General features: G+C 68.2%; 18 protein-coding genes, 3 tRNA genes and 1 pseudogene. 16 read left to right on the forward strand and 6 right to left on the reverse strand.

From position 1 onward, the window contains the following. Positions 1–300 (reverse strand): annotated as a pseudogene (locus H5J26_RS02005) (hypothetical protein); the annotation flags it as partial. A 234-nt stretch (positions 301–534) separates the two neighbouring features. On the opposite strand from H5J26_RS02005, the gene H5J26_RS02010 reads away from it, so the two are divergent. From H5J26_RS02010 to H5J26_RS02035, 6 genes are all read left to right on the forward strand, one after another. Beyond that, positions 535–607 (forward strand) — tRNA-Thr (locus H5J26_RS02010). 46 nt (positions 608–653) lie between these two features. Next, positions 654–726: transfer RNA gene (locus H5J26_RS02015), tRNA-Met, on the forward strand. Between the two features lie 90 nt (positions 727–816). Then, positions 817–981 (forward strand): 50S ribosomal protein L33, encoded by a 165-nt coding sequence (gene rpmG, locus H5J26_RS02020; protein WP_046706212.1) that lies wholly within the window; start codon positions 817–819, stop codon positions 979–981. 100 nt (positions 982–1,081) lie between these two features. Beyond that, the gene (locus H5J26_RS02025) at positions 1,082–1,561 is read left to right on the forward strand and encodes a MaoC family dehydratase N-terminal domain-containing protein (protein ID WP_181763893.1); all 480 of its coding nucleotides are present in this window, start codon (positions 1,082–1,084) and stop codon (positions 1,559–1,561) included. Positions 1,562–1,566: 5 nt separating this feature from the next. After that, a complete protein-coding gene (locus H5J26_RS02030; protein WP_181763894.1) occupies positions 1,567–2,001 on the forward strand; it encodes a MaoC family dehydratase in 435 nt (144 codons plus the stop codon). Between the two features lie 102 nt (positions 2,002–2,103). After that, entirely contained in the window at positions 2,104–3,159 is a 1,056-nt protein-coding gene (locus H5J26_RS02035; protein WP_181763895.1) for a UDP-N-acetylmuramate dehydrogenase, read from the forward strand. Positions 3,160–3,211: 52 nt separating this feature from the next. On the opposite strand, the gene H5J26_RS02040 is transcribed toward H5J26_RS02035, so the two are convergent. From H5J26_RS02040 to H5J26_RS02050, 3 genes are all read right to left on the reverse strand, one after another. Then, on the reverse strand, positions 3,212–4,471 hold the full coding sequence (locus tag H5J26_RS02040) for an MFS transporter (RefSeq protein WP_181763896.1): 1,260 nt from the start codon (positions 4,469–4,471) through the stop codon (positions 3,212–3,214). 147 nt (positions 4,472–4,618) lie between these two features. Next, entirely contained in the window at positions 4,619–5,638 is a 1,020-nt protein-coding gene (locus tag H5J26_RS02045; RefSeq protein WP_181763897.1) for an adenosine deaminase, read from the reverse strand. Positions 5,639–5,760: 122 nt separating this feature from the next. After that, a complete protein-coding gene (locus H5J26_RS02050; protein ID WP_181763898.1) occupies positions 5,761–6,999 on the reverse strand; it encodes a pyridoxal phosphate-dependent aminotransferase in 1,239 nt (412 codons plus the stop codon). 178 nt (positions 7,000–7,177) lie between these two features. Here H5J26_RS02050 and H5J26_RS02055 point away from each other — a divergent pair. The 10 genes from H5J26_RS02055 to H5J26_RS02100 all read left to right on the forward strand — a co-directional run bounded on the left by H5J26_RS02055 (position 7,178) and on the right by H5J26_RS02100 (position 20,388). Further along, positions 7,178–7,250: transfer RNA gene (locus H5J26_RS02055), tRNA-Trp, on the forward strand. A 119-nt stretch (positions 7,251–7,369) separates the two neighbouring features. Then, positions 7,370–7,639: a preprotein translocase subunit SecE gene (gene secE, locus H5J26_RS02060; protein ID WP_309237747.1), complete on the forward strand. Its 270-nt coding sequence runs from the start codon at positions 7,370–7,372 to the stop codon at positions 7,637–7,639. Between the two features lie 70 nt (positions 7,640–7,709). Beyond that, positions 7,710–8,579, forward strand: coding sequence for a transcription termination/antitermination protein NusG (gene nusG, locus H5J26_RS02065; protein ID WP_181763900.1), 870 nt, complete (start codon positions 7,710–7,712; stop codon positions 8,577–8,579). A gap of 165 nt (positions 8,580–8,744) precedes the next feature. Further along, on the forward strand, positions 8,745–9,182 hold the full coding sequence (gene rplK, locus H5J26_RS02070) for a 50S ribosomal protein L11 (protein ID WP_181763901.1): 438 nt from the start codon (positions 8,745–8,747) through the stop codon (positions 9,180–9,182). Between the two features lie 107 nt (positions 9,183–9,289). Continuing rightward, entirely contained in the window at positions 9,290–10,012 is a 723-nt protein-coding gene (gene rplA, locus H5J26_RS02075; protein WP_181763902.1) for a 50S ribosomal protein L1, read from the forward strand. A gap of 194 nt (positions 10,013–10,206) precedes the next feature. Continuing rightward, entirely contained in the window at positions 10,207–11,052 is an 846-nt protein-coding gene (locus tag H5J26_RS02080) for a hypothetical protein (protein WP_235980304.1), read from the forward strand. Positions 11,053–11,346: 294 nt separating this feature from the next. Then, the gene (gene rplJ, locus H5J26_RS02085) at positions 11,347–11,886 is read left to right on the forward strand and encodes a 50S ribosomal protein L10 (RefSeq protein WP_181763904.1); all 540 of its coding nucleotides are present in this window, start codon (positions 11,347–11,349) and stop codon (positions 11,884–11,886) included. Between the two features lie 108 nt (positions 11,887–11,994). Beyond that, positions 11,995–12,384 carry a 50S ribosomal protein L7/L12 gene (gene rplL / locus H5J26_RS02090; RefSeq protein ID WP_181763905.1) on the forward strand — a complete coding sequence of 130 codons (390 nt, stop codon included), beginning with the start codon at positions 11,995–11,997 and terminating at the stop codon, positions 12,382–12,384. A gap of 492 nt (positions 12,385–12,876) precedes the next feature. Next, entirely contained in the window at positions 12,877–16,362 is a 3,486-nt protein-coding gene (gene rpoB / locus H5J26_RS02095; RefSeq protein ID WP_181763906.1) for a DNA-directed RNA polymerase subunit beta, read from the forward strand. Positions 16,363–16,488: 126 nt separating this feature from the next. Continuing rightward, positions 16,489–20,388 (forward strand): DNA-directed RNA polymerase subunit beta', encoded by a 3,900-nt coding sequence (locus H5J26_RS02100; protein WP_181763907.1) that lies wholly within the window; start codon positions 16,489–16,491, stop codon positions 20,386–20,388. A 72-nt stretch (positions 20,389–20,460) separates the two neighbouring features. Here H5J26_RS02100 and H5J26_RS02105 read toward each other — a convergent pair whose 3' ends face one another. Further along, the gene (locus tag H5J26_RS02105) at positions 20,461–21,684 is read right to left on the reverse strand and encodes an FAD-dependent monooxygenase (protein WP_181763908.1); all 1,224 of its coding nucleotides are present in this window, start codon (positions 21,682–21,684) and stop codon (positions 20,461–20,463) included. A 119-nt stretch (positions 21,685–21,803) separates the two neighbouring features. Beyond that, positions 21,804–23,744 (reverse strand): anthranilate synthase family protein, encoded by a 1,941-nt coding sequence (locus H5J26_RS02110; protein WP_181763909.1) that lies wholly within the window; start codon positions 23,742–23,744, stop codon positions 21,804–21,806. Positions 23,745–23,768 lie beyond the last annotated feature (24 nt).

Consider the following 23,768-nt stretch of genomic DNA (forward strand, 5'->3'; position numbering starts at 1 on the left):
GCACAGCATGACGGGGCGGGCGGCTGAGCTGCTGGAACTGCTGGTGCCGCTGGAACCGCTCGTGCCGGAGTTGCTGTCGCCGCTGTTGTCGCGAGGGCTGTCGCGGGAGGCGTTCTCACGGGGGCTGCTCTCCCGGTCCTTCCCGGAGGCGCTGCCCTTACCGGAACCGCCCTTGTTCGCGGCGCCGTCGCGTGAGCCGCCTCGGCCGGTGGAGTCCCGGCGGGGCTTCTTGTTCGCGTCACGGGGGTCGTCGCGGGGGCCGTCGCCGTCCCCCGGCCCCTGTGGCTGGCTGTCGGCCATCGCGCACTCCCCACATCGACGGATGATCATGATCACGCAGCGTGAGTCGAGAGTAGGGCGCCGCGTGTGCACCGGCGAGGAGGAGGCGAATAGTCGTACTGACGTGGTGCGAGGGGACGTTGGGGTTTTCCGGGACGCCCGGTGAGGCCCGTGAGTGAGGCTCAGGAAGGGTGCTGGGCGGGGGCTATACGGATTTCACCTTTGGCTGTCAGGCGTGTAATGTCTTCATCGCTCGCCCCAATAGCTCAGTCGGCAGAGCGTCTCCATGGTAAGGAGAAGGTCAACGGTTCGATTCCGTTTTGGGGCTCTGATGTGTGAGATCCCCCGTCGGACGATGGGGTTCTGCACATCGTGGCGGTGTAGCTCAGTCGGTAGAGCAAGCGGCTCATAATCGCTGTGTCACCGGTTCAAGTCCGGTCACCGCTACTTCACCGAATGTAGCCGATTGTGGGTTCGGTCCTTCGATCGGCTACTCTTCCTGCGTTCTAGCCCATCTGTCCGTCAAGGAGCACTCACGTGGCTGCCACAGACGTCCGCCCGAAGATCACGCTGGCCTGCGTGGAGTGCAAGGAGCGGAACTACATCACCAAGAAGAACCGGCGTAACAACCCGGATCGCATGGAGATGAAGAAGCACTGCCCGCGCTGCAAGGCACACACCGCGCACCGCGAGACGCGCTGAACCAGGCCATTCGACGAGGCCGTCCCCGACCAGGGGGCGGCCTCGTCGCATTCCCGAGTACGGCCACGGCTCACCATCAGCCTCAGGAGGTGCCGCGCCCATGGCGCTCGACCAGTCCTTCGTCGGGCGGAGCTATCCGCCCACCCGGCCCTACGAGGTCGGCCGCGAGAAGATCCGCGAGTTCGCCGAAGCCGTCGGCGACTCCGCTCCCGCGTACACGGACGCCGAGGCCGCCCGGGCGCTGGGCCACCCCGATGTGATCGCCCCGCCCACCTTCGTCTTCGCCATCACCTTCCGTGCCGCCCGACAGGTCACCGAGGACCCGCAGTTGGGCCTGGACTACGACCGGGTCGTGCACGGCGACCAGAAGTTCGTCTACACCCGGCCGGTACGCGCGGGGGACAGGCTCACGGTCTCCACCACCATCGAGGCCATCAAGTCGATGGCGGGCAACGAGATCCTGGACGTGCGAGGCGACGTGCACGACGAGTCCGGCGAGCTCGTCGTGACCGCCTTCACCAAGCTCGTGGCCCGGGGGGCCGAGGAGACGTCGTCCACCTCGCAGGCCGGGGGAGAGTGATCCGGATGTCAGCGAAGATCGCGTACGCCGATGTCGAGTCCGGCACCGAGCTGCCGCCGTGCACCTTCCCCGTCGACCGTGAGCGTCTCGTGCGCTACGCGGGCGCCTCGGGAGACTTCAACCCCATTCACTGGAACGAGCGGTTCGCCAAGGAGGTCGGACTGCCGGACGTCATCGCGCACGGCATGTTCACCATGGCCGAGGCGATCCGCGTCGTCACCGACTGGACCGGCGACCCGGCAGCGGTCGTCGAGTACGGGGTGCGGTTCACCAGGCCCGTCGTCGTGCCCGACGACGACAAGGGCGCCGAGATCGAGGTGACCGGGAAGGTCGCCGCCAAGCTCGACGACGAGGCGCGCACCGTGCGGGTCGACCTGACGGTGATGAGCTCGGGCCAGAAGGTGCTGGGCATGTCGCGCGCGGTGGTCCGGCTCGCCTGACGGTTCGGACCGACCGGGCAGAGAGCACGGGAGCGGGCACGCCGTCCGTCGGGCCGCGACGGGAGTGCGCCGCCCCGGCCCCGCTCTCGTACGCTTGAGCGCGTGCAGGAACTCCATGACGCCCCCCTCGCCCCGCTGACCACCTTCCGCCTGGGCGGGCCCGCCGCCCGCCTCCGTACGGCCACCACCGACGACGAGGTGATCGCGGCCGTCCGCGAGGCCGACGCCGAGGGCACACCGCTGCTCATCGTCGGAGGCGGCAGCAACCTCGTCATCGCCGACGAGGGCTTCCCGGGCACCGCCCTGCGCATCGCTACCACCGGCTTCCAACTCTCGGGCACACGACTCGAACTGGCCGCCGGGGAGAACTGGTCGCACGCGGTCGCCCGTACGGTCGAGGCGGGCCTGGCGGGCGTCGAGTGCCTCGCGGGCATCCCCGGCTCCGCCGGCGCGACGCCCATCCAGAACGTGGGCGCGTACGGGCAGGAGGTGTCCGCCACCATCACCGAGGTCGTGGCCTACGACCGACGCGAGGGCAGGACCGTCACCGTCCCGAACGCCGAGTGCGGCTTCGCCTACCGCCACAGCCGCTTCAAGGCCGACCCCTCCCGCTTCGTCGTCCTCCGGGTCCGCTTCGAACTGGAGGACGCCGACGGCCTGTCCGCCCCGATCAAGTACGCCGAGACGGCCCGCGTCCTCGGCGTCGAACCCGGCGACCGCGTCCCCGCCCGGACCGCGCGTGAGACCGTGCTCAAGCTCCGCGCGGGCAAGGGCATGGTGCTCGACCCGGAGGACCACGACACATGGTCTGCCGGGTCCTTCTTCACCAACCCGGTGCTCGATGAAGAGGAGTTCAGCGCGTTCGTCACCCGCGTGACCGAACGTCTGGGTGCCGACGTTGCGGCGCCCGCGTTCCCGGCCGGAGAAGGCCTGACCAAGACCTCGGCGGCCTGGCTGATCGACAGGGCGGGGTTCGAGAAGGGCTACGGGACGGGCCGCGCCCGCATCTCCACCAAGCACACGCTCGCGCTCACCAACCGCGGCGACGCGTCCACCGAGGACCTGCTGGCGCTCGCCCGTGAGGTACGGGACGGCGTGCGGGCCGCCTTCGGCGTGACGCTCGTCAACGAGCCGGTGACGGTCGGCTGCGCGCTCTGACGCCCACCCGTCAGGGGACGTCTCCGCTCCGGAGCCGTCCGCAGCTCCGGTCTCAGACGCGGTCGACGGCTTCTCGGGCTCCGGCACCCGTGGTCGCGTCAGGGGGCGCGTTCTCGCGACGGGGGAGCAGCAGCGGAGTGGCCAGGAGGAGGACCCCGGCGACAGCGATCGCGGTGCGAGGGCCGGTGAGGGCGGCGAGCAGGCCCCACGCTGCGGTCAGTGCGGCGATGGCGGCGCTGCTGCTGACCGACCACGCCGTCATGGTGCGGGCGACCAGGCCGGGGACGAGGTGCTCGAGCCGGTGGGTGGCCAGCACCGGGTTGAAGACGCTGCAGCAGGTCACCAGGCCGAGTTGGACGGCGATGACGAGCACCATTCCGGAGACCCCCGGCTGAACGAACGCCAGACCGACGGGCCAGATCGCACGCAGCACCCCTGCGCTGAGCATCACCTTGTGCTGCCCGAACCGCGTCACGAGCCGCCGCGCGAGGCGTGAGCCGACGAGGCCACCGACGCACGGGGCCGCGAACACGAGCCCGTACTGCCAGGGTGTGAACCCGAGTCGGCCCAGCATCAGCACGGCGAGCAGAGGCTCCGAGGCCATGATCAGGCCGTTGACGACGATCGAGTTGAAGAACAGCGGGCGCAGCGCGGGCCGGGCGAGGATCTGGCGCCATCCTTCGAGCAGATCACCTGCTCGGAGCCGCGAAACCCCGGTCCGCGCGGGGCGCGGCTCACTCCCGCCGATGGCGCGGATGCCCAGGGCTGAGAGCAGGTAGCTGAACCCGTCGGCCATCACGGTCGCCACCGGGCCGAACACCCCGATCGCGGCTCCCCCGAGCGGTGGCCCCACCATCGTCGCGCTCCACGTCGTGGACTCGAATCTGCCGTTCGCGATGAGCAGGTCCTGCGGCGCCACGAGTGCCTTCAGATACGCACCGCCGGCCGCGTTGAAAGCGATGTTGGACCCGGCGACCACGACGGAGACGAGGAGCAGTTGGGCGAAGCTGAGCCAGCCGAGCGCGAACGCGGCGGGGATGCTCATCAAGGCCGTGAACCGGATCAGGTCCATGGCCACCATGACCGGCCTCTTGCGGCGGAACTCCACCCACGGACCGAGCGGCACCGCCACCACGGCTCCCACTGCGCGCCCCGTGGCGGCCAGCGCCGCCACCTGCGCCGGCCCGGAGTTCAGCACGAGGATCGCGATCATGGGGAAGGCGCCGAACCCGAGCGATGTGCCGTACGAGCTGACGGCGAACGACGCCCACAACCACCTGAACCGTCTGCCCAGCGCCCGTCTGCCTGCCATAACTGAATGCGTTCTCTCGCCGGCTTGAACAACCCATGTTGTCGGTGGTCACACGTGTTGGCGGCGCATCGGAGCCCCCTCGCGCCCGCGCGTGCTTCCGTGCAGCGCGAGCCCCTGGGCTCCACGGCCGAGCGGGCCCCGGGGCCCCTATGCCTCGCCCAGCCAGCTGTCGATGTCCGCGAGCACCTTCTCCCGTACCTCCACCGGCATCGCGGCCGCATGCACCGACTGCCGTGCGAGCTCGGCCAGTTCGGGATCCGTGAAGCCGTGCGCCTCCCGCGCGATGGCGTACTGGGCGGCCAGCCGCGAGCCGAACAGCAGCGGATCGTCGGCGCCCAGCGCCATCGGAACCCCGGCGTCCCACAGCGTGCGCAGCGGTACGTCCTCGGGCTTGTCGTAGACGCCCAGGGCGACGTTCGAGGCCGGGCAGACCTCGCAGGTGACCTTCTTCGCCGCCAGCCGCGCCAGCAGCTTCGGGTCCTCCGCGGCCCGTACGCCGTGCCCGAGACGGGACGCGTGCAGGTCGTCCAGGCAGTCGCGCACGCTGCCGGGCCCCGTCAGCTCGCCCCCGTGCGGGGCCGCGAGCAGCCCGCCCTGCCGCGCGATGGCGAAAGCACGGTCGAAGTCACGTGCGAAACCCCGGCGTTCGTCGTTGGAGAGCCCGAATCCGACGATGCCGCGGTCCCGGAAGCGGACGGCGAGCCGGGCGAGCGTACGGGCGTCGAGCGGGTGCTTCATCCGGTTCGCGGCGACCACCAGGCGCATGTCGAGACCGGTCGTGCGGACGGCGTCCTCCATCGCGTCCAGGATGATCTCCATGGCCGGGATCAGGCCGCCCAGCCGGGGCGCGTACGAGGTGGGGTCCACCTGGATCTCCAGCCAGCGCGAGCCGTCCCGCACGTCCTCCTCGGCGGCCTCGCGCACCAGCCGCCGGATGTCCTCCGGCGAGCGCAGGCAGGACCGCGCGATGTCGTAGAGCCGCTGGAAGCGGAACCAGCCGCGCTCGTCCGTGGCCCGCAGTTTCGGGGGCTCGCCGCCGCTCAGGGCCGCCGGCAGATGTACGCCGTACTTGTCGGCGAGTTCCATCAGGGTGCTGGGTCGCATCGAACCGGTGAAGTGCAGGTGCAGGTGCGCCTTGGGCAGGGCACGCAGATCTCGGACAGCCATCCACAGATCCTGCCGTACGCGCTCGCGTGCTGGTAGTCGCACTTCCCTGAACGAGGGCTTGCCCGAACACGAAAACGGTCCCCCGGCAGGTGCCGGAGGACCGTTTTCGTGGTGTCGGGCGGTCAGTCGCGCGCCTCACCCAGCAGCTTCTGCATGCGGGAGACGCCCTCGGCCAGGTCCTCGTCGCCCAGCGCGTAGGAGAGCCGCAGGTAGCCCGGGGTGCCGAAGGCCTCGCCCGGTACGACCGCGACCTCCGCCTCCTCCAGGATCACCTCGGCCAGCTCGACGCTCGTGGTGGGACGCTTGCCGCGGAGCTCCTTGCCCAACAGGCCCTTGACGGACGGGTACACGTAGAACGCGCCCTGGGGCTCTGGGCAGACCACGCCGTCGATCTCGTTGAGCATCCGCACGATGGTGCGGCGGCGGCGGTCGAAGGCGGTGCGCATCTTCGCGACGGCGTCGAGGTCCCCGGAGACGGCGGCCATGGCGGCGACCTGTGCCACGTTGCTGACGTTGGAGGTCGCGTGCGACTGCAGGTTCGTCGCGGCCTTGATGACGTCCTTGGGGCCGATGACCCACCCCACGCGCCAGCCCGTCATCGCGTACGTCTTGGCCACGCCGTTGACGACCACGCACTTGTCGCGCAGCGCGGGAACGGCGGCCGGCAGCGAGGTGAACTCGGCGTCGCCGTACACGAGATGCTCGTAGATCTCGTCCGTCATCACCCAGAGCCCGTGCTCGACGGCCCACCGGCCGATGGCCTCGACCTGCTCGCGCGGGTAGACGGCACCCGTCGGGTTGGAGGGCGAGACGAAGAGCACCATCTTCGTACGCTCGGTGCGTGCGGCCTCCAACTGCTCGACGGAGACCTGGTAGTTGGTCGTCTCGTCGGCGACCACGGGGACGGGCACGCCTCCCGCGAGCCGGATGGACTCGGGGTAGGTCGTCCAGTACGGCGCCGGGACGACGACCTCGTCACCCGGGTCGAGGATCGCGGCGAAGGACTCGTAGATGGCCTGCTTGCCACCGTTGGTGACCAGCACCTGGGCCGGTTCGATCTCGTAGCCGGAGTCGCGCAGCGTCTTCGCGGCGAGCGCGGTCTTCAGCTCGGGGAGGCCGCCGGCGGGCGTGTAGCGGTGGTTGCGTGTGTCGCGGCAGGCTTCGGCCGCCGCGTCCACGATGTACTCGGGCGTCGGGAAGTCCGGTTCGCCCGCGCCGAAGCCGATCACCGGACGCCCGGCGGCCTTGAGGGCCTTCGCCTTCGCGTCGACGGCGAGCGTCGCGGACTCGGAGATCGACCCGATGCGGGCCGAAACGCGTCGTTCGGTCGGGGACTGTGCAGGTGGCGTTGCAGCGCTCATAGGGGCATGTTCCCAGACGGCCCGGACGCGCGGCACCGGGGATGCCGCGCTGCGGGCGTTCCTACGTGTTCGACGCCCAGCCGTGGAACACGTACACTCCTACGTCGTCGGTCCCCGACCTCACCGTCTTCACGAAGACCGAGCACTCGTTCCGATGCGGTAAGTTGGGGAATTACAAAGGGTCGTAGCTCAATTGGAAGAGCACTGGTCTCCAAAACCAGCGGTTGTGGGTTCGAGTCCCTCCGGCCCTGCTCCACACAGCGTCACGACGGCGCGTGTGTGTTTGCGTACGTACTGAATTGCAGCGCCGTGCGGTCGGGCCGGACGCCGCACGGCAACGACCCGGATCAGGTGAGGACGAGTGACTGAGATCACGGACACCACCGAGGTCCCTGAGCCCGGAGGGTCGTCGGAAGGCAGGCCCCGACGCGGGGGCAAGCGGGGAAAGAAAGGCCCACTGGGCCGGCTCGCGCTCTTCTACCGGCAGATCGTCGCGGAACTTCGCAAGGTCGTCTGGCCGACCCGGCACCAGCTGTCGACGTACACCTCAGTGGTGATCGTCTTCGTCGTCATCATCATCGGTCTGGTGACCGTGATTGACTACGGGTTCACCGAGGCCATCAAGTACGTTTTCGGCTGAGTCCGCGAAAGCCCGCCGAGCGGCGCCTCTCGTACGTTCGAGCCCATGAAGTCAGGAAGAAGCATCCACCGTGTCTGATCCGAACCTGAACGATGCCGTCGACCCCTCCGAGGGCGACGACACCGCGCGCGACATCGTCGAGGCGGCGGACGACAGCGCGGACCAGGCGGATGCAGCCGAGGCCGCGGCCGGCGAGCCGGCCGAGGAAGCCGCCCTCCACGTCGAGACGGACCAGATCGCGGAGACCGCCGAGGACGCCCTCGCTCAGGGCGAGGACGCCGAGTCCGACGTGGACGTCGAGGAGCCGGAGCCGGTCGACCCGGTCGCAGAGCTCCGCGACGAGCTGCGCCTCCTGCCCGGCGAGTGGTATGTGATCCACACCTACGCGGGCTACGAGAACCGCGTGAAGACCAACCTCGAGCAGCGCGCCGTCTCGCTCAACGTCGAGGACTTCATCTTCCAGGCCGAGGTGCCGCAGGAAGAGGTCGTCCAGATCAAGAACGGCGACCGCCGCACCGTCCGGCAGAACAAGCTGCCGGGTTACGTCCTGGTGCGGATGGACCTGACGAACGAGTCCTGGGGCGTCGTCCGCAACACCCCGGGTGTCACCGGCTTCGTGGGCAACGCCTACGACCCGTACCCGCTGACGCTCGACGAGATCGTCAAGATGCTCGCCCCCGAAGCCGAGGAGAAGGCCGCGAAGGCCGCCGCGGCCGACGAGGAGGGCAAGCCCTCCGGCGGTCCCGGGCGCAAGGTCGAGGTGCAGGTGCTCGACTTCGAGGTCGGCGACTCGGTCACCGTCACCGACGGCCCGTTCGCGACGCTCCAGGCCACGATCAACGAGATCAACGCCGACTCGAAGAAGGTCAAGGGCCTCGTCGAGATCTTCGGCCGTGAGACGCCTGTCGAGCTCAGCTTCGACCAGATCCAGAAGAACTGAACTCGCTCAACTGCTTTCCGTAGCTCAGACAGGACCGCATCGCGCGGGCCTGTCTGAGCTGCCGGTTTCAGAGCTCACCACGGTACGGGCTATCGTGGTGCGGTATGCCTCCATCCGTATGACGGGTGGAGGACGAATCACCTCTCACAAGGACCCGGAGAGAGCATGCCTCCCAAGAAGAAGAAGAAGGTCGCGGGGCTGATCAAGCTCCAGATCCAGGCCGGCGCAGCCAACCCGGCCCCGCCGGTGGGCCCTGCGCTGGGTCAGCACGGCGTCAACATCATGGAGTTCTGCAAGGCCTACAACGCGGCGACCGAGTCGCAGCGCGGCTGGGTCATCCCCGTGGAGATCACGGTCTACGAGGACCGCTCCTTCACCTTCATCACCAAGACGCCGCCGGCGTCGAAGATGATCCTGAAGGCCGCGGGTGTGGACAAGGGCTCCGGCGAACCGCACGTCAACAAGGTCGCGAAGATCACCCGCGACCAGGTGCGTGAGATCGCCACGACGAAGATGCCCGACCTGAACGCCAACGACCTGGACCAGGCCGCGAAGATCATCGCCGGTACCGCCCGCTCCATGGGCATCACCGTCGAAGGCTGACCAGCGAGCAGCACGAACATCCCGTGGAAGGGCCACGCGCCGGCCCGCACCACTACTCCATAACCGTCATCCGGCGAAGCCGTGTGACGTCACTGTCAGGAGCAGAAGTGAAGCGCAGCAAGTACTTCCGCGAAGCGGACGCAAAGATCGACCGGGAGCGTCTCTACGCGCCGCTCGAGGCCGTCCGCCTCGCCAAGGAGACCGCCACCAAGAAGTTCGACGCGACCGTCGAGGTGGCCATGCGTCTGGGCGTCGACCCGCGCAAGGCCGACCAGATGGTCCGCGGCACCGTGAACCTGCCGCACGGCACCGGTAAGACCGCCCGGGTCCTGGTCTTCGCGACCGGTGACCGTGCAGCGGCCGCGGAGGCCGCGGGCGCCGACATCGTCGGCGCCGACGAACTGATCGACGAGGTCGCCGGCGGCCGTCTGGACTTCGACGCCGTCGTCGCCACCCCGGACCTGATGGGCAAGGTCGGCCGTCTGGGCCGCGTGCTCGGTCCGCGTGGTCTGATGCCGAACCCGAAGACCGGCACTGTCACCCCCGATGTCACCAAGGCAGTCACAGACATCAAGGGCGGCAAGATCGAGTTCCGCGTCGACAAGCACGCCAACCTGCACTTCATCATCGGGAAGGCGTCGTTCGACGACACGAAGCTCGTCGAGAACTACGCCGCAGCCATGGACGAGATCCAGCGGCTGAAGCCGGCGGCGGCCAAGGGCCGTTACGTCAAGAAGACGGCCATGACCACCACGATGGGCCCCGGCATCCCGGTCGACCCCAACCGCGTCCGCAACCTCCTCACCGAGGAGGACCCGGCCGCCGTCTGAGCCCCGCTCAGGCCACGCCGGCTGTGATGTGACCGACGGGCCCCGCTCTCCTTCGAGAGCGGGGCCCGTCGGCGTTGTCACGGGCCGGCTCCGCCGGGGATAAGGTCGTCTGCTGACGGCACAAGTCGCAACACACAGGGGGAAATCAGATGCGTCAGGCTTCAATTGCCGCGGCAGCAGCCGGAGTTGTGCTGATGGCCGGACTGACTGCCTGCGGCGGCGGCTCCGACCGTGCCGAAGGGGGCGGCGGCTCCAAGGACGAGTTCTCGCCGGCAAAGGGCGTGCTCGCCGAGCTCCAGCAAGCGTCGAAGAAGACGGACGGGCAGCACTCCGCGAAGGTCGAGGCGGACCAGACTCAGGGCACCCCTCAGGGCGACATCTCCACCAGGACGGAGGGCGTCCTGGACTGGTCCGGCGGCGGCACCACCGCCGAGATGACCGTGACCCAGCAGGGCGCAGGCGCGGACAGCCTGCCGACCAGCGGGAAGGCCATGCCGGCGCGCTACACCGAGGACGCGATGTACATCAACCTGGGCGAGGAGTTCGCGTCGTCCGCCGGCAAGGGCAAGCACTGGATGAAGTACGACTACGACAAGCTCGCCGAGCAGGCGGGCCCGGCGGGCGCACTCATCAAGGACCAGATGCAGAACAACAACCCCGCCCGCTCCGTGGACCTGCTGCTGGCGAGCGGCAAGGTGAAGAAGGTCGGTTCCGAGACCGTCAAGGGCCAGAGGACCGACCACTACAGCGGCACCATCGCGGTCTCCGAGATGGCCCGGATGCAGTCCAAGAAGCTCAGCGACAAGGAGCTGGACCAGCTCTCCGACCAGCTCGAGCAGCAGGGTTTCAAGAGTGAGAAGGTCGACGTCTGGATCGGCGACGACGATCTGCTGGTGAAGAAGCAGGAGACCGCCAAGGGCACGAACGGCGATCTGGACTCCACGGCCTACTACACGGACTACGGCACCCGGGTCTCGGTCGAGGCACCCCCCGCCTCCGACACCCTTCCTTTCGAGGAGGCACTGGCCCGCCGGAACTGAACCCGCCGTTCATCCGGACGGTGCGCGGACGCTCCCCGGCAGCGGATTTGGCGCTGGCGGGGCGTTCGCGTAATCTCATACGAAGCCAAAGACCGCTGGTCGTCGTCGTGCTCAATCAAGGGGCACGGTGGCCGAAGGATCCGCTAGCTGCGGGCGACCCGTGCAGGTGACTGAGGAAGCTCCCGAGACGCCCGTCGTCCCGGTAGAGCCACGCCCCATGCGCCTGCGCTGGGGCGTTTCGTCGTTCCAGCCCCTTCCGAGCGGTCCTCATCACCCGGAAGGAGGCCGAGGCTCATGGCGAGGGACCAGGTCGCGCCCGACAAGATCGCCGCCGTTGAGGAGATCACGAACAAGTTCCGTGACTCCAACGCCGCAGTGGTCACCGCGTACACCGGGCTTTCAGTGGCCCAGCTCAAGGAGCTGCGCCGCTCGCTCGGTGAGAACGCCCAGTACCGCGTGGTGAAGAACACGCTGACCAAGATCGCGGCGAACGAGGCCGGGATCAACGAGCTCGACGAGTTCTTCCAGGGCTCGTCAGCCGTCGCCTTCGTCGCCGGTGACCCGGTCGCGGCGGCGAAGGGTCTCCGTGACTTCGCCAAGGACAACCCCGCCCTGGTCATCAAGGGCGGCATCGTCGACGGCGCGCTGTACAGCGCCGCCGACCTGAACAAGCTCGCGGCGCTCGAATCCCGCGAGGTGCTGCTCGCCAAGCTGGCCGGTGGCATGAAGGCGTCCATGGCGAAGGCCGCGGCGACCTTCGAGGCCCCGCTGTCGAAGTTCGTCCGTACCGCGGACGCGCTGCGCAGCAAGCGCGAGCAGGGCGGTGCCGAGTAACTCGGCTCCCGTCGAGGCCGGACCGCCGAGTGCGCCCGGCCGCAGCGGGCCGAAAGCCCGCCGATACGTACACACGGCACCAGCCGAACTAGTGGAAGGACCGCCATCATGGCGAAGCTCAGCCAGGACGAGCTGCTCGAGCAGTTCAGCGAGATGACCCTTCTCGAGCTCTCCGAGTTCGTGAAGAAGTTCGAGGAGAAGTTCGACGTCGAGGCCGCCGCTCCGGCAGCCGTCGCCGTTGCCGCCCCGGGCCAGGGTGGCGGCGCCGCCGAGGAAGCCGAGGAGCAGGACGAGTTCGACGTCATCCTCACCGGCGCCGGCGACAAGAAGATCCAGGTCATCAAGGTCGTGCGTGAGCTGACCTCGCTGGGTCTGAAGGAGGCCAAGGAGCTCGTGGACGGCACCCCGAAGCCGGTCCTCGAGAAGGTCGCCAAGGACGCCGCGGCGAAGGCCAAGGAGTCCCTCGAGGGCGCCGGCGCCTCCGTCGAGGTCAAGTGACACAAGGGGTCCGCTGACCCTTCAGCCAGGGGCGATCACCCACCCGGGTGGTCGCCCTTCGGCGTACCTGGAACGGTCCCGGCACCCCTCGCTGTGGACGCGTATGGTGATCGTCGGTGCCATGAGGCCCTTGACGAACGGGACTCGGCACGCGATTCTCTGGACGCGTCATACATCGATCCGTGTTCCGAGGCATGGATCGGAGACGAAGCGGGAAGTGTTGCGGCAAGCACGTTCCGCCCCGGCGACCGAGGCAGCCGGGACGGGTCGCGGCAGAGAAACAACAAGGGGGGATCCCCTCCCGGAGGAGAGATTGCCACCGGCTGGAGGCGGAGATCGGGGAAGGCTCCCGGTCCCCGGAAGTCTGCTCTGGACATCAGTGGGCCTTGAGGCTACACTGACCCTTTGCGCTGCCTGTTAGCTGCTCCCTGCCCGTCACCAGGGGCCACCGGTATGCGCGTAGAGAGTCCGAGCCCTCGGAAGGACCCCCTCTTGGCCGCCTCGCGCACTGCCTCGACTGCCAATTCGAACAACGGCGCCAGCACCGCCCCGCTGCGTATCTCTTTTGCGAAGATCAAGGAGCCCCTCGAGGTTCCGAACCTTCTTGCACTCCAGACCGAGAGTTTTGACTGGCTGCTCGGCAACGAAGCCTGGAAGTCCCGGGTCGAGGCTGCGCTGGAGAGCGGAAACGACGTCCCGACGAAGTCCGGCCTGGAGGAGATCTTCGAGGAGATCTCCCCGATCGAGGACTTCTCCGGATCGATGTCGCTGACTTTCCGCGACCACCGCTTCGAGCCCTCCAAGAACTCGATCGACGAGTGCAAGGAGCGCGACTTCACCTTCGCCGCTCCGCTCTTCGTCACCGCCGAGTTCACCAACAACGAGACCGGCGAGATCAAGTCCCAGACGGTCTTCATGGGCGACTTCCCGCTCATGACCGACAAGGGCACCTTCGTGATCAACGGCACCGAGCGTGTCGTCGTCACGCAGCTCGTCCGCTCGCCGGGTGTCTACTTCGACAGCTCCATCGACAAGACGTCCGACAAGGACATCTACTCCGCCAAGATCATCCCGTCCCGGGGTGCCTGGCTGGAGATGGAGGTCGACAAGCGCGACATGGTCGGTGTGCGCATCGACCGGAAGCGCAAGCAGTCCGTGACCGTGCTGCTCAAGGCGCTCGGGTGGACGAACGAGCAGATCCTCGAGGAGTTCGGCCAGTACGAGTCGATGCGCGCCACCCTGGAGAAGGACCACACCCAGGGTCAGGACGACGCGCTTCTCGACATCTACCGCAAGCTGCGTCCGGGCGAGCCCCCGACCCGCGAGGCCGCGCAGACGTTGCTCGAGAACCTCTACTTCAACCCGAAGCGGTACGACCTGGCCAAGGTCGGCCGTCACAAGATCAACAAGAAGCTCGGCGGCGAGGAGCCGCTGGACTCCGGTGTGCTCACCACCGCTGACGTCATCGCCACGATCAGGTACCTGGTCAAGCTGCACGCAGGTGAGACCGAGTCGACCTCGGCCGAGGGCGACCAGATCATCATCGAGACCGACGACATCGACCACTTCGGCAACCGCCGTCTGCGCAACGTCGGCGAGCTGATCCAGAACCAGGTCCGCACGGGTCTCGCCCGTATGGAGCGCGTCGTCCGTGAGCGGATGACCACTCAGGACGTCGAGGCGATCACTCCGCAGACGCTGATCAACATCCGGCCGGTCGTCGCCTCCATCAAGGAGTTCTTCGGCACCAGCCAGCTGTCGCAGTTCATGGACCAGACGAACCCGATCTCCGGGCTCACCCACAAGCGCCGTCTCAACTCTCTCGGCCCGGGTGGTCTGAGCCGTGAGCGTGCGGGCTTCGAGGTCCGTGACGTGCACCCCTCGCACTACGGCCGCATGTGCCCGATCGAGACGCCCGAAGGACCGAACATCGGTCTGATCGGTTCGCTCGCCTCGTACGGCCGCCTGAACCCGTTCGGCTTCGTCGAGACGCCGTACCGCAAGGTCGTCGAAGGTGTCGTCACCGACGAGGTGCACTACCTGACGGCCGACGAGGAGGACCGCTTCGTCATCGCGCAGGCGAACGCGCCGCTCACCGACGAGATGCGGTTCGCCGAGGACCGGGTGCTGATCCGCCGGCGAGGCGGCGAGGTCGACCTGATCCCGGGCGACGACGTGGACTACATGGACGTCTCGCCGCGCCAGATGGTGTCGGTCGCGACCGCCATGATCCCGTTCCTGGAGCACGACGACGCCAACCGTGCGCTCATGGGGTCGAACATGATGCGGCAGGCGGTGCCGCTCCTCAAGGCCGAGTCGCCGCTGGTCGGCACCGGCATGGAGTACCGCTGCGCGGTCGACGCCGGTGACGTCATCAAGGCCGACAAGGACGGCGTGGTCCAGGAGGTCTCCGCGGACTACGTCACGGTGGCCAACGACGACGGCACCTACACCACGTACCGCGTCGCCAAGTTCACCCGGTCCAACCAGGGCACCTCCTTCAACCAGAAGGTCCTCGTGGACGAGGGCTCGCGGGTGATCGAGGGCCAGGTCCTGGTCGACGGCCCGTCCACCGACCAGGGTGAGATGGCGCTCGGCAAGAACCTGCTGGTCGCCTTCATGCCCTGGGAGGGCTACAACTACGAAGACGCGATCATCCTCAGCCAGCGTCTGGTTCAGGACGACGTCCTCTCCTCGATCCACATCGAGGAGCACGAGGTCGACGCCCGTGACACCAAGCTCGGCCCCGAGGAGATCACCCGGGACATCCCGAACGTCTCCGAGGAGGTCCTCGCCGACCTCGACGAGCGCGGCATCATCCGCATCGGTGCCGAGGTCGAGGCAGGCGACATCCTGGTCGGCAAGGTCACGCCCAAGGGTGAGACCGAGCTGACCCCGGAGGAGCGGCTGCTGCGCGCGATCTTCGGCGAGAAGGCCCGCGAGGTCCGCGACACCTCCCTCAAGGTCCCGCACGGCGAGACCGGCAAGGTCATCGGCGTCCGCGTCTTCGACCGCGAGGAGGGCGACGAGCTGCCCCCGGGTGTGAACCAGCTGGTGCGCGTGTACGTGGCGCAGAAGCGGAAGATCACCGACGGTGACAAGCTCGCCGGCCGTCACGGCAACAAGGGCGTCATCTCCAAGATCCTCCCGGTCGAGGACATGCCGTTCCTCGAGGACGGCACCCCGGTCGACGTCATCCTCAACCCGCTCGGCGTCCCGTCCCGGATGAACCCGGGACAGGTCCTTGAGATCCACCTGGGCTGGCTCGCCTCCCAGGGCTGGAGCGTCGAGGGCATCGACGCGGAGTGGGCGCGACGTCTCCAGGAGATCGGCGCCGACGACGTCGCCGCCGGCACCAACGTGGCGACCCCCGTCTTCGACGGTGCCCGTGAGGACGAGATCGCCGGTCTCTTCCAGGCCACCGTGCCCAACAGGGACGGCGACCGGATGGTGCTGCCGTCCGGGAAGGCGCACATGTTCGACGGCCGCTCCGGCGAGCCGTTCCCGGACCCGATCTCCATCGGCTACATGTACATCCTCAAGCTGCACCACCTGGTCGACGACAAGCTCCACGCGCGCTCGACCGGCCCGTACAGCATGATCACCCAGCAGCCGCTGGGTGGTAAGGCGCAGTTCGGTGGCCAGCGCTTCGGTGAGATGGAGGTGTGGGCTCTGGAGGCGTACGGCGCCGCGTACGCACTGCAGGAGCTCCTCACCATCAAGTCCGACGACGTCACCGGCCGCGTGAAGGTCTACGAAGCCATCGTCAAGGGCGAGAACATCCCCGAGCCGGGCATCCCTGAGTCGTTCAAGGTGCTCATCAAGGAGATGCAGTCGCTCTGCCTCAACGTGGAGGTGCTGTCCTCGGACGGCATGTCCATCGAGATGCGTGACACCGACGAGGACGTCTTCCGCGCAGCGGAGGAACTCGGCATCGACCTGTCCCGGCGCGAGCCGAGCAGCGTCGAAGAGGTCTGACGGGTCTGGCCGGGACGCGATCGCCAGGCGTTCCGGCCTCCCCCTCGGCCCTGGGGGCCTGGAGGTAACCCCTCCAAACCCCGTTCAGACCATTCATCGACACAACCCTGAGAGGGATTGACGAGAGTGCTCGACGTCAACTTCTTCGACGAACTGCGGATCGGCCTGGCCACTGCTGACGACATCCGTCAGTGGTCCCACGGCGAGGTCAAGAAGCCGGAGACCATCAACTACCGCACCCTCAAGCCCGAGAAGGACGGACTCTTCTGCGAGAAGATCTTCGGTCCGACCCGGGACTGGGAGTGCTACTGCGGCAAGTACAAGCGCGTCCGCTTCAAGGGCATCATCTGTGAGCGCTGCGGCGTCGAGGTGACCCGCGCCAAGGTGCGCCGTGAGCGGATGGGCCACATCGAACTGGCCGCACCCGTCACCCACATCTGGTACTTCAAGGGCGTCCCGTCACGGCTGGGCTACCTGCTCGACCTCGCCCCGAAGGACCTGGAGAAGGTCATCTACTTCGCGGCGTACATGATCACGTACGTCGACGAGGAGCGCCGTACGCGCGACCTGCCCTCCCTGGAGGCGCACGTCGGCGTGGAGCGCCAGCAGATCGAGCAGCGTCGTGACGCCGACCTCGAGGCCCGGGCCAAGAAGCAGGAGGCCGACCTGGCCGAGCTCGAGGCCGAGGGCGCCAAGGCGGACGTGCGTCGCAAGGTGCGTGAAGGCGCCGAGCGCGAGATGAAGCAGATCCGCGACCGCGCGCAGCGCGAGATCGACCGTCTCGACGAGGTCTGGTCGCGCTTCAAGAACCTCAAGGTGCAGGACCTGGAGGGCGACGAGCTGCTCTACCGCGAGCTGCGCGACCGCTTCGGGACCTACTTCGACGGCTCCATGGGTGCTGCTGCTCTGCAGAAGCGCCTGGAGACCTTCGACCTGGACGAGGAGGCGGAGCGGCTCCGCGAGATCATCCGTACCGGCAAGGGGCAGAAGAAGACCCGTGCGCTCAAGCGCCTCAAGGTCGTCTCCGCCTTCCTGCAGACCAGCAACAGCCCCAAGGGCATGGTGCTGGACTGCGTGCCGGTGATCCCGCCGGACCTGCGTCCGATGGTGCAGCTGGACGGTGGCCGCTTCGCGACCTCCGACCTGAACGACCTCTACCGCCGCGTCATCAACCGCAACAACCGCCTCAAGCGTCTCCTTGACCTCGGTGCCCCCGAGATCATCGTGAACAACGAGAAGCGGATGCTGCAGGAGGCAGTCGACGCGCTCTTCGACAACGGCCGCCGCGGCCGCCCGGTCACGGGTCCCGGCAACCGTCCGCTGAAGTCGCTGTCCGACATGCTCAAGGGCAAGCAGGGCCGCTTCCGTCAGAACCTGCTCGGTAAGCGCGTCGACTACTCGGCCCGTTCCGTGATCGTCGTCGGCCCGCAGCTCAAGCTGCACCAGTGCGGCCTGCCGAAGGCCATGGCGCTGGAGCTCTTCAAGCCGTTCGTGATGAAGCGCCTGGTGGACCTGAACCACGCGCAGAACATCAAGTCGGCGAAGCGCATGGTCGAGCGCGGCCGCACGGTCGTCTACGACGTGCTGGAAGAGGTCATCGCCGAGCACCCGGTGCTGCTCAACCGTGCGCCGACCCTGCACCGCCTCGGCATCCAGGCCTTCGAGCCGCAGCTGGTCGAGGGCAAGGCCATTCAGATCCACCCGCTCGTCTGCACCGCGTTCAACGCGGACTTCGACGGCGACCAGATGGCCGTGCACCTGCCGCTGTCCGCGGAGGCGCAGGCCGAGGCCCGCATCCTGATGCTGTCCTCGAACAACATCCTCAAGCCGGCCGACGGCCGGCCGGTGACCATGCCGACGCAGGACATGGTGCTCGGGCTGTTCTTCCTCACAACCACCGAGGAGCAGCGCGAGACCATCGGCAACGACCGCTCGTTCAACTCCACGGCCGAGGCGATCATGGCCTTCGACGCCGGGGAGCTGTCCCTGCAGGCCGGGATCGACATCCGGTTCCCGATCGGATCGGTTCCGCCCGCGGACTGGGCGCCGCCGATGCCGGAGCAGGGTGAGCCGGAGTGGCAGCCGGGCGACGGATTCCGCCTTCGTACGACTCTGGGGCGCGCGCTCTTCAACGAGCTGCTCCCCGAGGAGTACCCGTACGTCGAGTACTCGGTGGGCAAGAAGGAGCTCTCCCAGATCGTCAACGATCTGGCCGAGCGCTACCCGAAGGTCACCGTGGCGGCCGCGCTGGACAACCTGAAGTCGGCCGGTTACTTCTGGGCGACCCGCTCCGGCGTGACCATCGCCATCTCGGACGTCGTCGTCCCCGACGCCAAGCCGGAGATCATCGCCGGTTACGAGGCTCAGGACGAGAAGGTCCAGAAGCAGTACGAGCGCGGTCTGATCACCAAGGACGAGCGCACCCAGGAGCTCATCGCGATCTGGACCAAGGCGACCAACGAGGTCTCCGAGGCGATGAGCGCCAACTTCCCGAAGACGAACCCGATCTACATGATGGTCGACTCGGGTGCCCGAGGAAACCTGATGCAGATGCGTCAGATCGCCGGTATGCGCGGTCTGGTGTCCAACGCGAAGAACGAGACCATCCCGCGGCCGATCAAGGCGTCGTTCCGCGAGGGTCTCTCCGTGCTGGAGTACTTCATCTCCACGCACGGTGCCCGTAAGGGTCTCGCGGACACCGCCCTTCGTACCGCCGACTCCGGCTACCTGACTCGTCGTCTGGTCGACGTCTCGCAGGACGTGATCATCCGCGAGGAGGACTGCGGCACCGACCGCGGCCTCAAGCTGGAGATCGCGGCCAAGGGCGCCGACGGCGTGCTGCGCAAGGCTGTGGACGTCGAGACGAGCGTGTACGCGCGCTGCCTCGCCGAGGAGATCGTCGTCGACGGCAAGGTGCTGGCCCCGGCCGGCACCGACCTGGGCGACGTGCTCATCGACGAGCTCGTGCGGCACGGCGTCGAGACCGTGAAGACCCGCTCCGTCCTCACCTGTGAGTCGGCGGTCGGCACCTGCGCCATGTGCTACGGGCGCTCGCTGGCCACCGGCAAGCTGGTCGACATCGGCGAGGCCGTCGGCATCATCGCGGCCCAGTCGATCGGTGAGCCCGGCACCCAGCTGACGATGCGTACCTTCCACACCGGTGGTGTGGCCGGTGACGACATCACGCAGGGTCTGCCGCGTGTGGTCGAGCTGTTCGAGGCCCGTACGCCCAAGGGCGTCGCGCCGATCTCCGAATCGGCAGGCCGGGTCCGTATCGAGGAGACGGAGAAGACCAAGAAGGTCGTCGTCACCCCGGACGACGGCTCGGACGAGACCTCCTACCCGGTCTCGAAGCGCGCCAGGCTGCTGGTGGGCGAGGGCGACCACGTCACCGTCGGCCAGGCGGTGACCGTGGGTGCCACCAACCCGCACGATGTGCTGCGCATCCTCGGCCAGCGTGCGGTGCAGGTGCACCTGGTCGGCGAGGTCCAGAAGGTCTACAACTCGCAGGGTGTGTCGATCCACGACAAGCACATCGAGATCATCATCCGGCAGATGCTGCGCCGTGTGACGATCATCGAGTCCGGCGACGCGGAGCTGCTGCCGGGCGAGCTCGTGGAGCGTACGAAGTTCGAGGGTGAGAACCGTCGCGTCGTGGCGGAAGGCGGCCACCCGGCCTCCGGCCGTCCGCAGCTGATGGGTATCACCAAGGCTTCGCTCGCCACCGAGTCGTGGCTGTCGGCGGCCTCCTTCCAGGAGACGACCAGGGTCCTGACGGACGCGGCGATCAACGCCAAGTCCGACTCCCTGATCGGCCTCAAGGAGAACGTCATCATCGGTAAGCTCATCCCGGCCGGTACGGGCTTGTCCCGCTACCGCAACATCCGGGTGGAGCCCACCGAGGAGGCCAAGGCTGCGATGTACTCGGCCGTCGGTTACGACGACATCGACTACTCGCCCTTCGGCACCGGCTCCGGCCAGGCGGTCCCGCTGGAGGACTACGACTACGGTCCGTACAACGCCTGACCTTCAGTCAGACGCAGTGAAAGGGCGGTCACCCGAGGGGGTGGCCGCCCTTTCGGCTGCCCGGGTAGCGGGTCAGGACAGCGCTGTCGGCTCTGCCAGTGCCGGGGTCGGCTCCGGTACGTCGTCCAGCGGGGCGCTGTGCACCCAGGACACCGCGTCGAAGAGCTCCTCGGGGCCGAGCGCGGCGAGCATGGCGTTCCTTGCCTCGGCTTCCGCGCCTGACGGGTGGTAGAGGGCTTCGCCCATCCACCGGGACACCTGCTGCACCTTTGCCGTCCGGGTGTGCCGCACGGAATGGAAGCGTTCGAACCGCTCAGGGATCCGGTCTTCGGGGCAGCCGTCGAGCAGAGTGCCGAGGGCCACGGCGTCCTCCAGCGCGGTGCACGCGCCCTGGGCTGCGTACTGGAGCATCGGATGAGCGGCGTCGCCCATGAGTACGACGCGCCCCTCGGTCCACCGGGGCGCCGGGCCACGGTCGCAGAGGACCCAGGTGCGCCAGTCCCGTCCGAGCTCCAGGAGTCTGCGGGGCGTCTCGCACAGTCCGGGGAAGCGCCCCCGGACCTGCTCCTCGGGCACCGGTGCTCCGGCCACCGCCTCGGTCGCGCCGTCGTCACAGGTGACCGCCAGATTGAGCAGCCGTCCGCCGGCGATCGGGTAGTGCACGAAGTGCCAGTCGGGACCCGCCCAGAGCGAGACGGTGTTCCAGCGCAGCTCGTGCGGGACGCCTTCCATCGGTACGACCGCCCGGTAGATGGTGTGGCCGGACACCTGGGGCTCGCCGTCGTCGAGGAGCTGCCGACGTACGGCTGAGCGGATGCCGTCGGCACCGATGAGGCCGTCGCCGGTGATCCGGCCGCCGGAGGAGAGGTGACAGGTCACCGACCCGGGCCGGTTCTCGTATCCGACGACGGTACGGCCGCCGAGCAGGCGCACACCTTCGTGTTCGCGGCATGCCTGGAGCAGGGCCGCGTAGAGGTCTCCCCGGTGTGCGACGGCGTACGGGTTGCCGAACCGGCGACGGTAGGTCTCGCCCGCCGGCATGGTGGCGAGGGGACGGCCCGACAGGCCGTCCCACAGCGTCAGTTCGTCGACGTGCACCGCTGTGCGTTCGACCTGCGCGCCGACGCCGAGCAGGCTGAGCGCGCTGAAGGCGTTGGCGGCGAGCTGGATTCCCGCACCGAGCTCCGCGAACTCCTCGTTCCGTTCCAGGACTTCGACGCGATGTCCACGGCGAGCGATGCTCAGCGCCGTGGCGAGTCCGCCGATGCCGCCACCGGCGACGATGAACTTCGACACTTCTCGACCTCGTTGTTGACGGGACTTGGCGGGACTTGGCAGGACTTGGCAGGAGCCGGCAGGGAGTTGTGGACCCGGGGGGACCACGGACGTACGGGGCGGGACGGGCCGGAAGGCAGTCAGGCGAGGACCTTCTCCGGGCGGTGGTCGGGCTCCAGCAGCGAGGCGACCATGTCGCTCAGGGCCGACAGCCCGTCCGGGCTCAGGACGGATTCGGCGTGGAACTGCACGGAACGGAAGGTGGGTCCGCGCAGCCCGTGCACCTGCCCGGTGAGGGGGTCCCGGCTGACCTCGACGGGCTTCGTAAGGCCCTCGCAGGCGATCTCGTCCGACTCGGCCCGGAGCGCGAAGCTGTTGTAGAAGCCCATGCGCACCTGACGTCCGAAGAAGTCGATCTGCTTCTGCACTCCCTGGTTCGGCTGCTCCCGGCGGACCACCTCGAAGCCCAGGACGGTGCCCAGGACCTGATGGGACAGGCACACAGCCAGGAAAGGGGCACCGGTGTCGAGCAACTGCCGCAGCGTGGAGCGCAATTGAGCGATCTTCGGGTCGTCCTCACGCCGCGGATCACCGGGGCCGGGGCCCATGACGACCAGGTCGTAGGCGTCCGTCCGGTACGGCTCGTCGTACCGGCACACCTCGGCCTCCAGGCCGAGCGCCCCCAACTGGTGCGCGAGCATCGATGTGAACGTGTCCTCGGCGTCGACGATGAGGACACGGCGGCCCGCCAGCCCCGGGACGACGGGGACCGCAGGAGTGTCGCCGGAGTCGTCCAGCCAGAACGCCGCGAGGTCCCTGTTGCGTGCCTCCAGCGCCTGCCGTACCTCGGGGAGCGCAGCGAGACCCGGTGCGGCCGAGCAACCGGCCGCAGCGTCGAGGGGGTCGAGTGCGCGGAGCATGCTGCGCGCCTTCGCGTGCGTTTCGGCGACCTCCGACTGCGGATCGGAGTCGCGGACGAGTGTCGCCCCCACGGCGACGGACAGCCGTCCGGCGCTGATCTCCGAGGTGCGCAGCAGGATCGCCGAATCGAGCGAACGTCCACCGCTGATGTCCCGGCTGATCAGCGCCGCGACGCCGCTGTAGTAGCCCCGCCCCTGGGGTTCGTAGTCGCGGATCACCCGGCAGGCGCTCTCCAGCGGACTGCCCGTCACGGTCGGAGCGAACATCGTCTCGCGGAGGATCTCCCGGACGTCCCGTGTGCTACGGCCCTTGAGGAGGTATTCGGTATGGGCCAGCGTGGCCATCTCCTTGAGGAACGGCCCGACCGCCCTGCCGCCGCCTTCGGTGATGCTGCCCATCATCTTCAGTTCCTCGTCGAGGACCATGCACAGCTCGCCGGTCTCCTTGGGGTCGGCGAGGAAGTCCATGACCTGAGAGGAGCGGGGGCCCTCCGGCGGATAGCGGAAGGTGCCGCTGATGGGGTTCATCACCACGGTGCCGTCGAAGAGGCTGACGTGGCGTTCGGGGGTGGCGCCGACGAAGGTTCGGTCGCCGGTGTGCACCACGAACGTCCAGTACGCGCCGCTCTCGCCGGTCAGCAGACGTCGGAACAGGCTCAGCGCGGTGCGCACCGAGCAGCCGGCCACATCGGCGACGAACGATCTCTTGATCACGAAGTTGGCGCCCAGCCCCAGGCCTATCTCCTGGTCCAGGACTTTTCCGACGATCGACGCGTACTCCTCGTCGTCGATGTCGAAGCGCGCGTTCGTCAACGTGACCGGTTCGTCGGGGAGGTGTTCCAGCACCTCCCCGACCGGGCAGCGGGCCTGCTCGCGCACGGTGAGCGCCAGCAACGGCGCCTTGTCGTCGTGGCAGGCGAAGCCGCGTTCGGTGATCTGGCGGAAGGGCACCATGGCCAGCACCTCGTGGCCCGCCGCTCCGGCCGTTCCCGCCTCGGACAGCGGAAGGTCGGCCAGCCGGGCCACTTCGGTCACGTCGCCGGTCAGAATCTCGACCTGCTGGCCGACCGCGTCGGGACGGTGAAGTACGGCGAAGGGGGGTGACCCCGGACCCAGCAGGCGGTTCAGCAGCTGTAAGTGGTGTGCCGTATCGAGTGCCATGGGCTCCCCTTCGGTGGGTGTGCC

Source organism: Streptomyces albidus (ex Kaewkla and Franco 2022) (assembly GCF_013870515.1).
GTDB classification, from domain to species: Bacteria; Actinomycetota; Actinomycetes; order Streptomycetales; family Streptomycetaceae; genus Streptomyces; species Streptomyces albidus.

Bases quoted from the DNA above. Each gene is read 5' to 3' on its own strand.
- H5J26_RS02025 (WP_181763893.1), top strand. From the start codon at position 1,082: ATGGCGCTCGACCAGTCCTTCGTCGGGCGGAGCTATCCGCCCACCCGG.
- H5J26_RS02030 (WP_181763894.1), top strand. From the start codon at position 1,567: ATGTCAGCGAAGATCGCGTACGCCGATGTCGAGTCCGGCACCGAGCTG.
- H5J26_RS02040 (WP_181763896.1), bottom strand. From the start codon at position 4,471: ATGGCAGGCAGACGGGCGCTGGGCAGACGGTTCAGGTGGTTGTGGGCG.
- H5J26_RS02045 (WP_181763897.1), bottom strand. From the start codon at position 5,638: ATGGCTGTCCGAGATCTGCGTGCCCTGCCCAAGGCGCACCTGCACCTG.
- H5J26_RS02050 (WP_181763898.1), bottom strand. From the start codon at position 6,999: ATGAGCGCTGCAACGCCACCTGCACAGTCCCCGACCGAACGACGCGTT.
- rplK (WP_181763901.1), top strand. From the start codon at position 8,745: ATGCCTCCCAAGAAGAAGAAGAAGGTCGCGGGGCTGATCAAGCTCCAG.
- H5J26_RS02080 (WP_235980304.1), top strand. From the start codon at position 10,207: ATGGCCGGACTGACTGCCTGCGGCGGCGGCTCCGACCGTGCCGAAGGG.
- rplJ (WP_181763904.1), top strand. From the start codon at position 11,347: ATGGCGAGGGACCAGGTCGCGCCCGACAAGATCGCCGCCGTTGAGGAG.
- rplL (WP_181763905.1), top strand. From the start codon at position 11,995: ATGGCGAAGCTCAGCCAGGACGAGCTGCTCGAGCAGTTCAGCGAGATG.
- H5J26_RS02110 (WP_181763909.1), bottom strand. From the start codon at position 23,744: ATGGCACTCGATACGGCACACCACTTACAGCTGCTGAACCGCCTGCTG.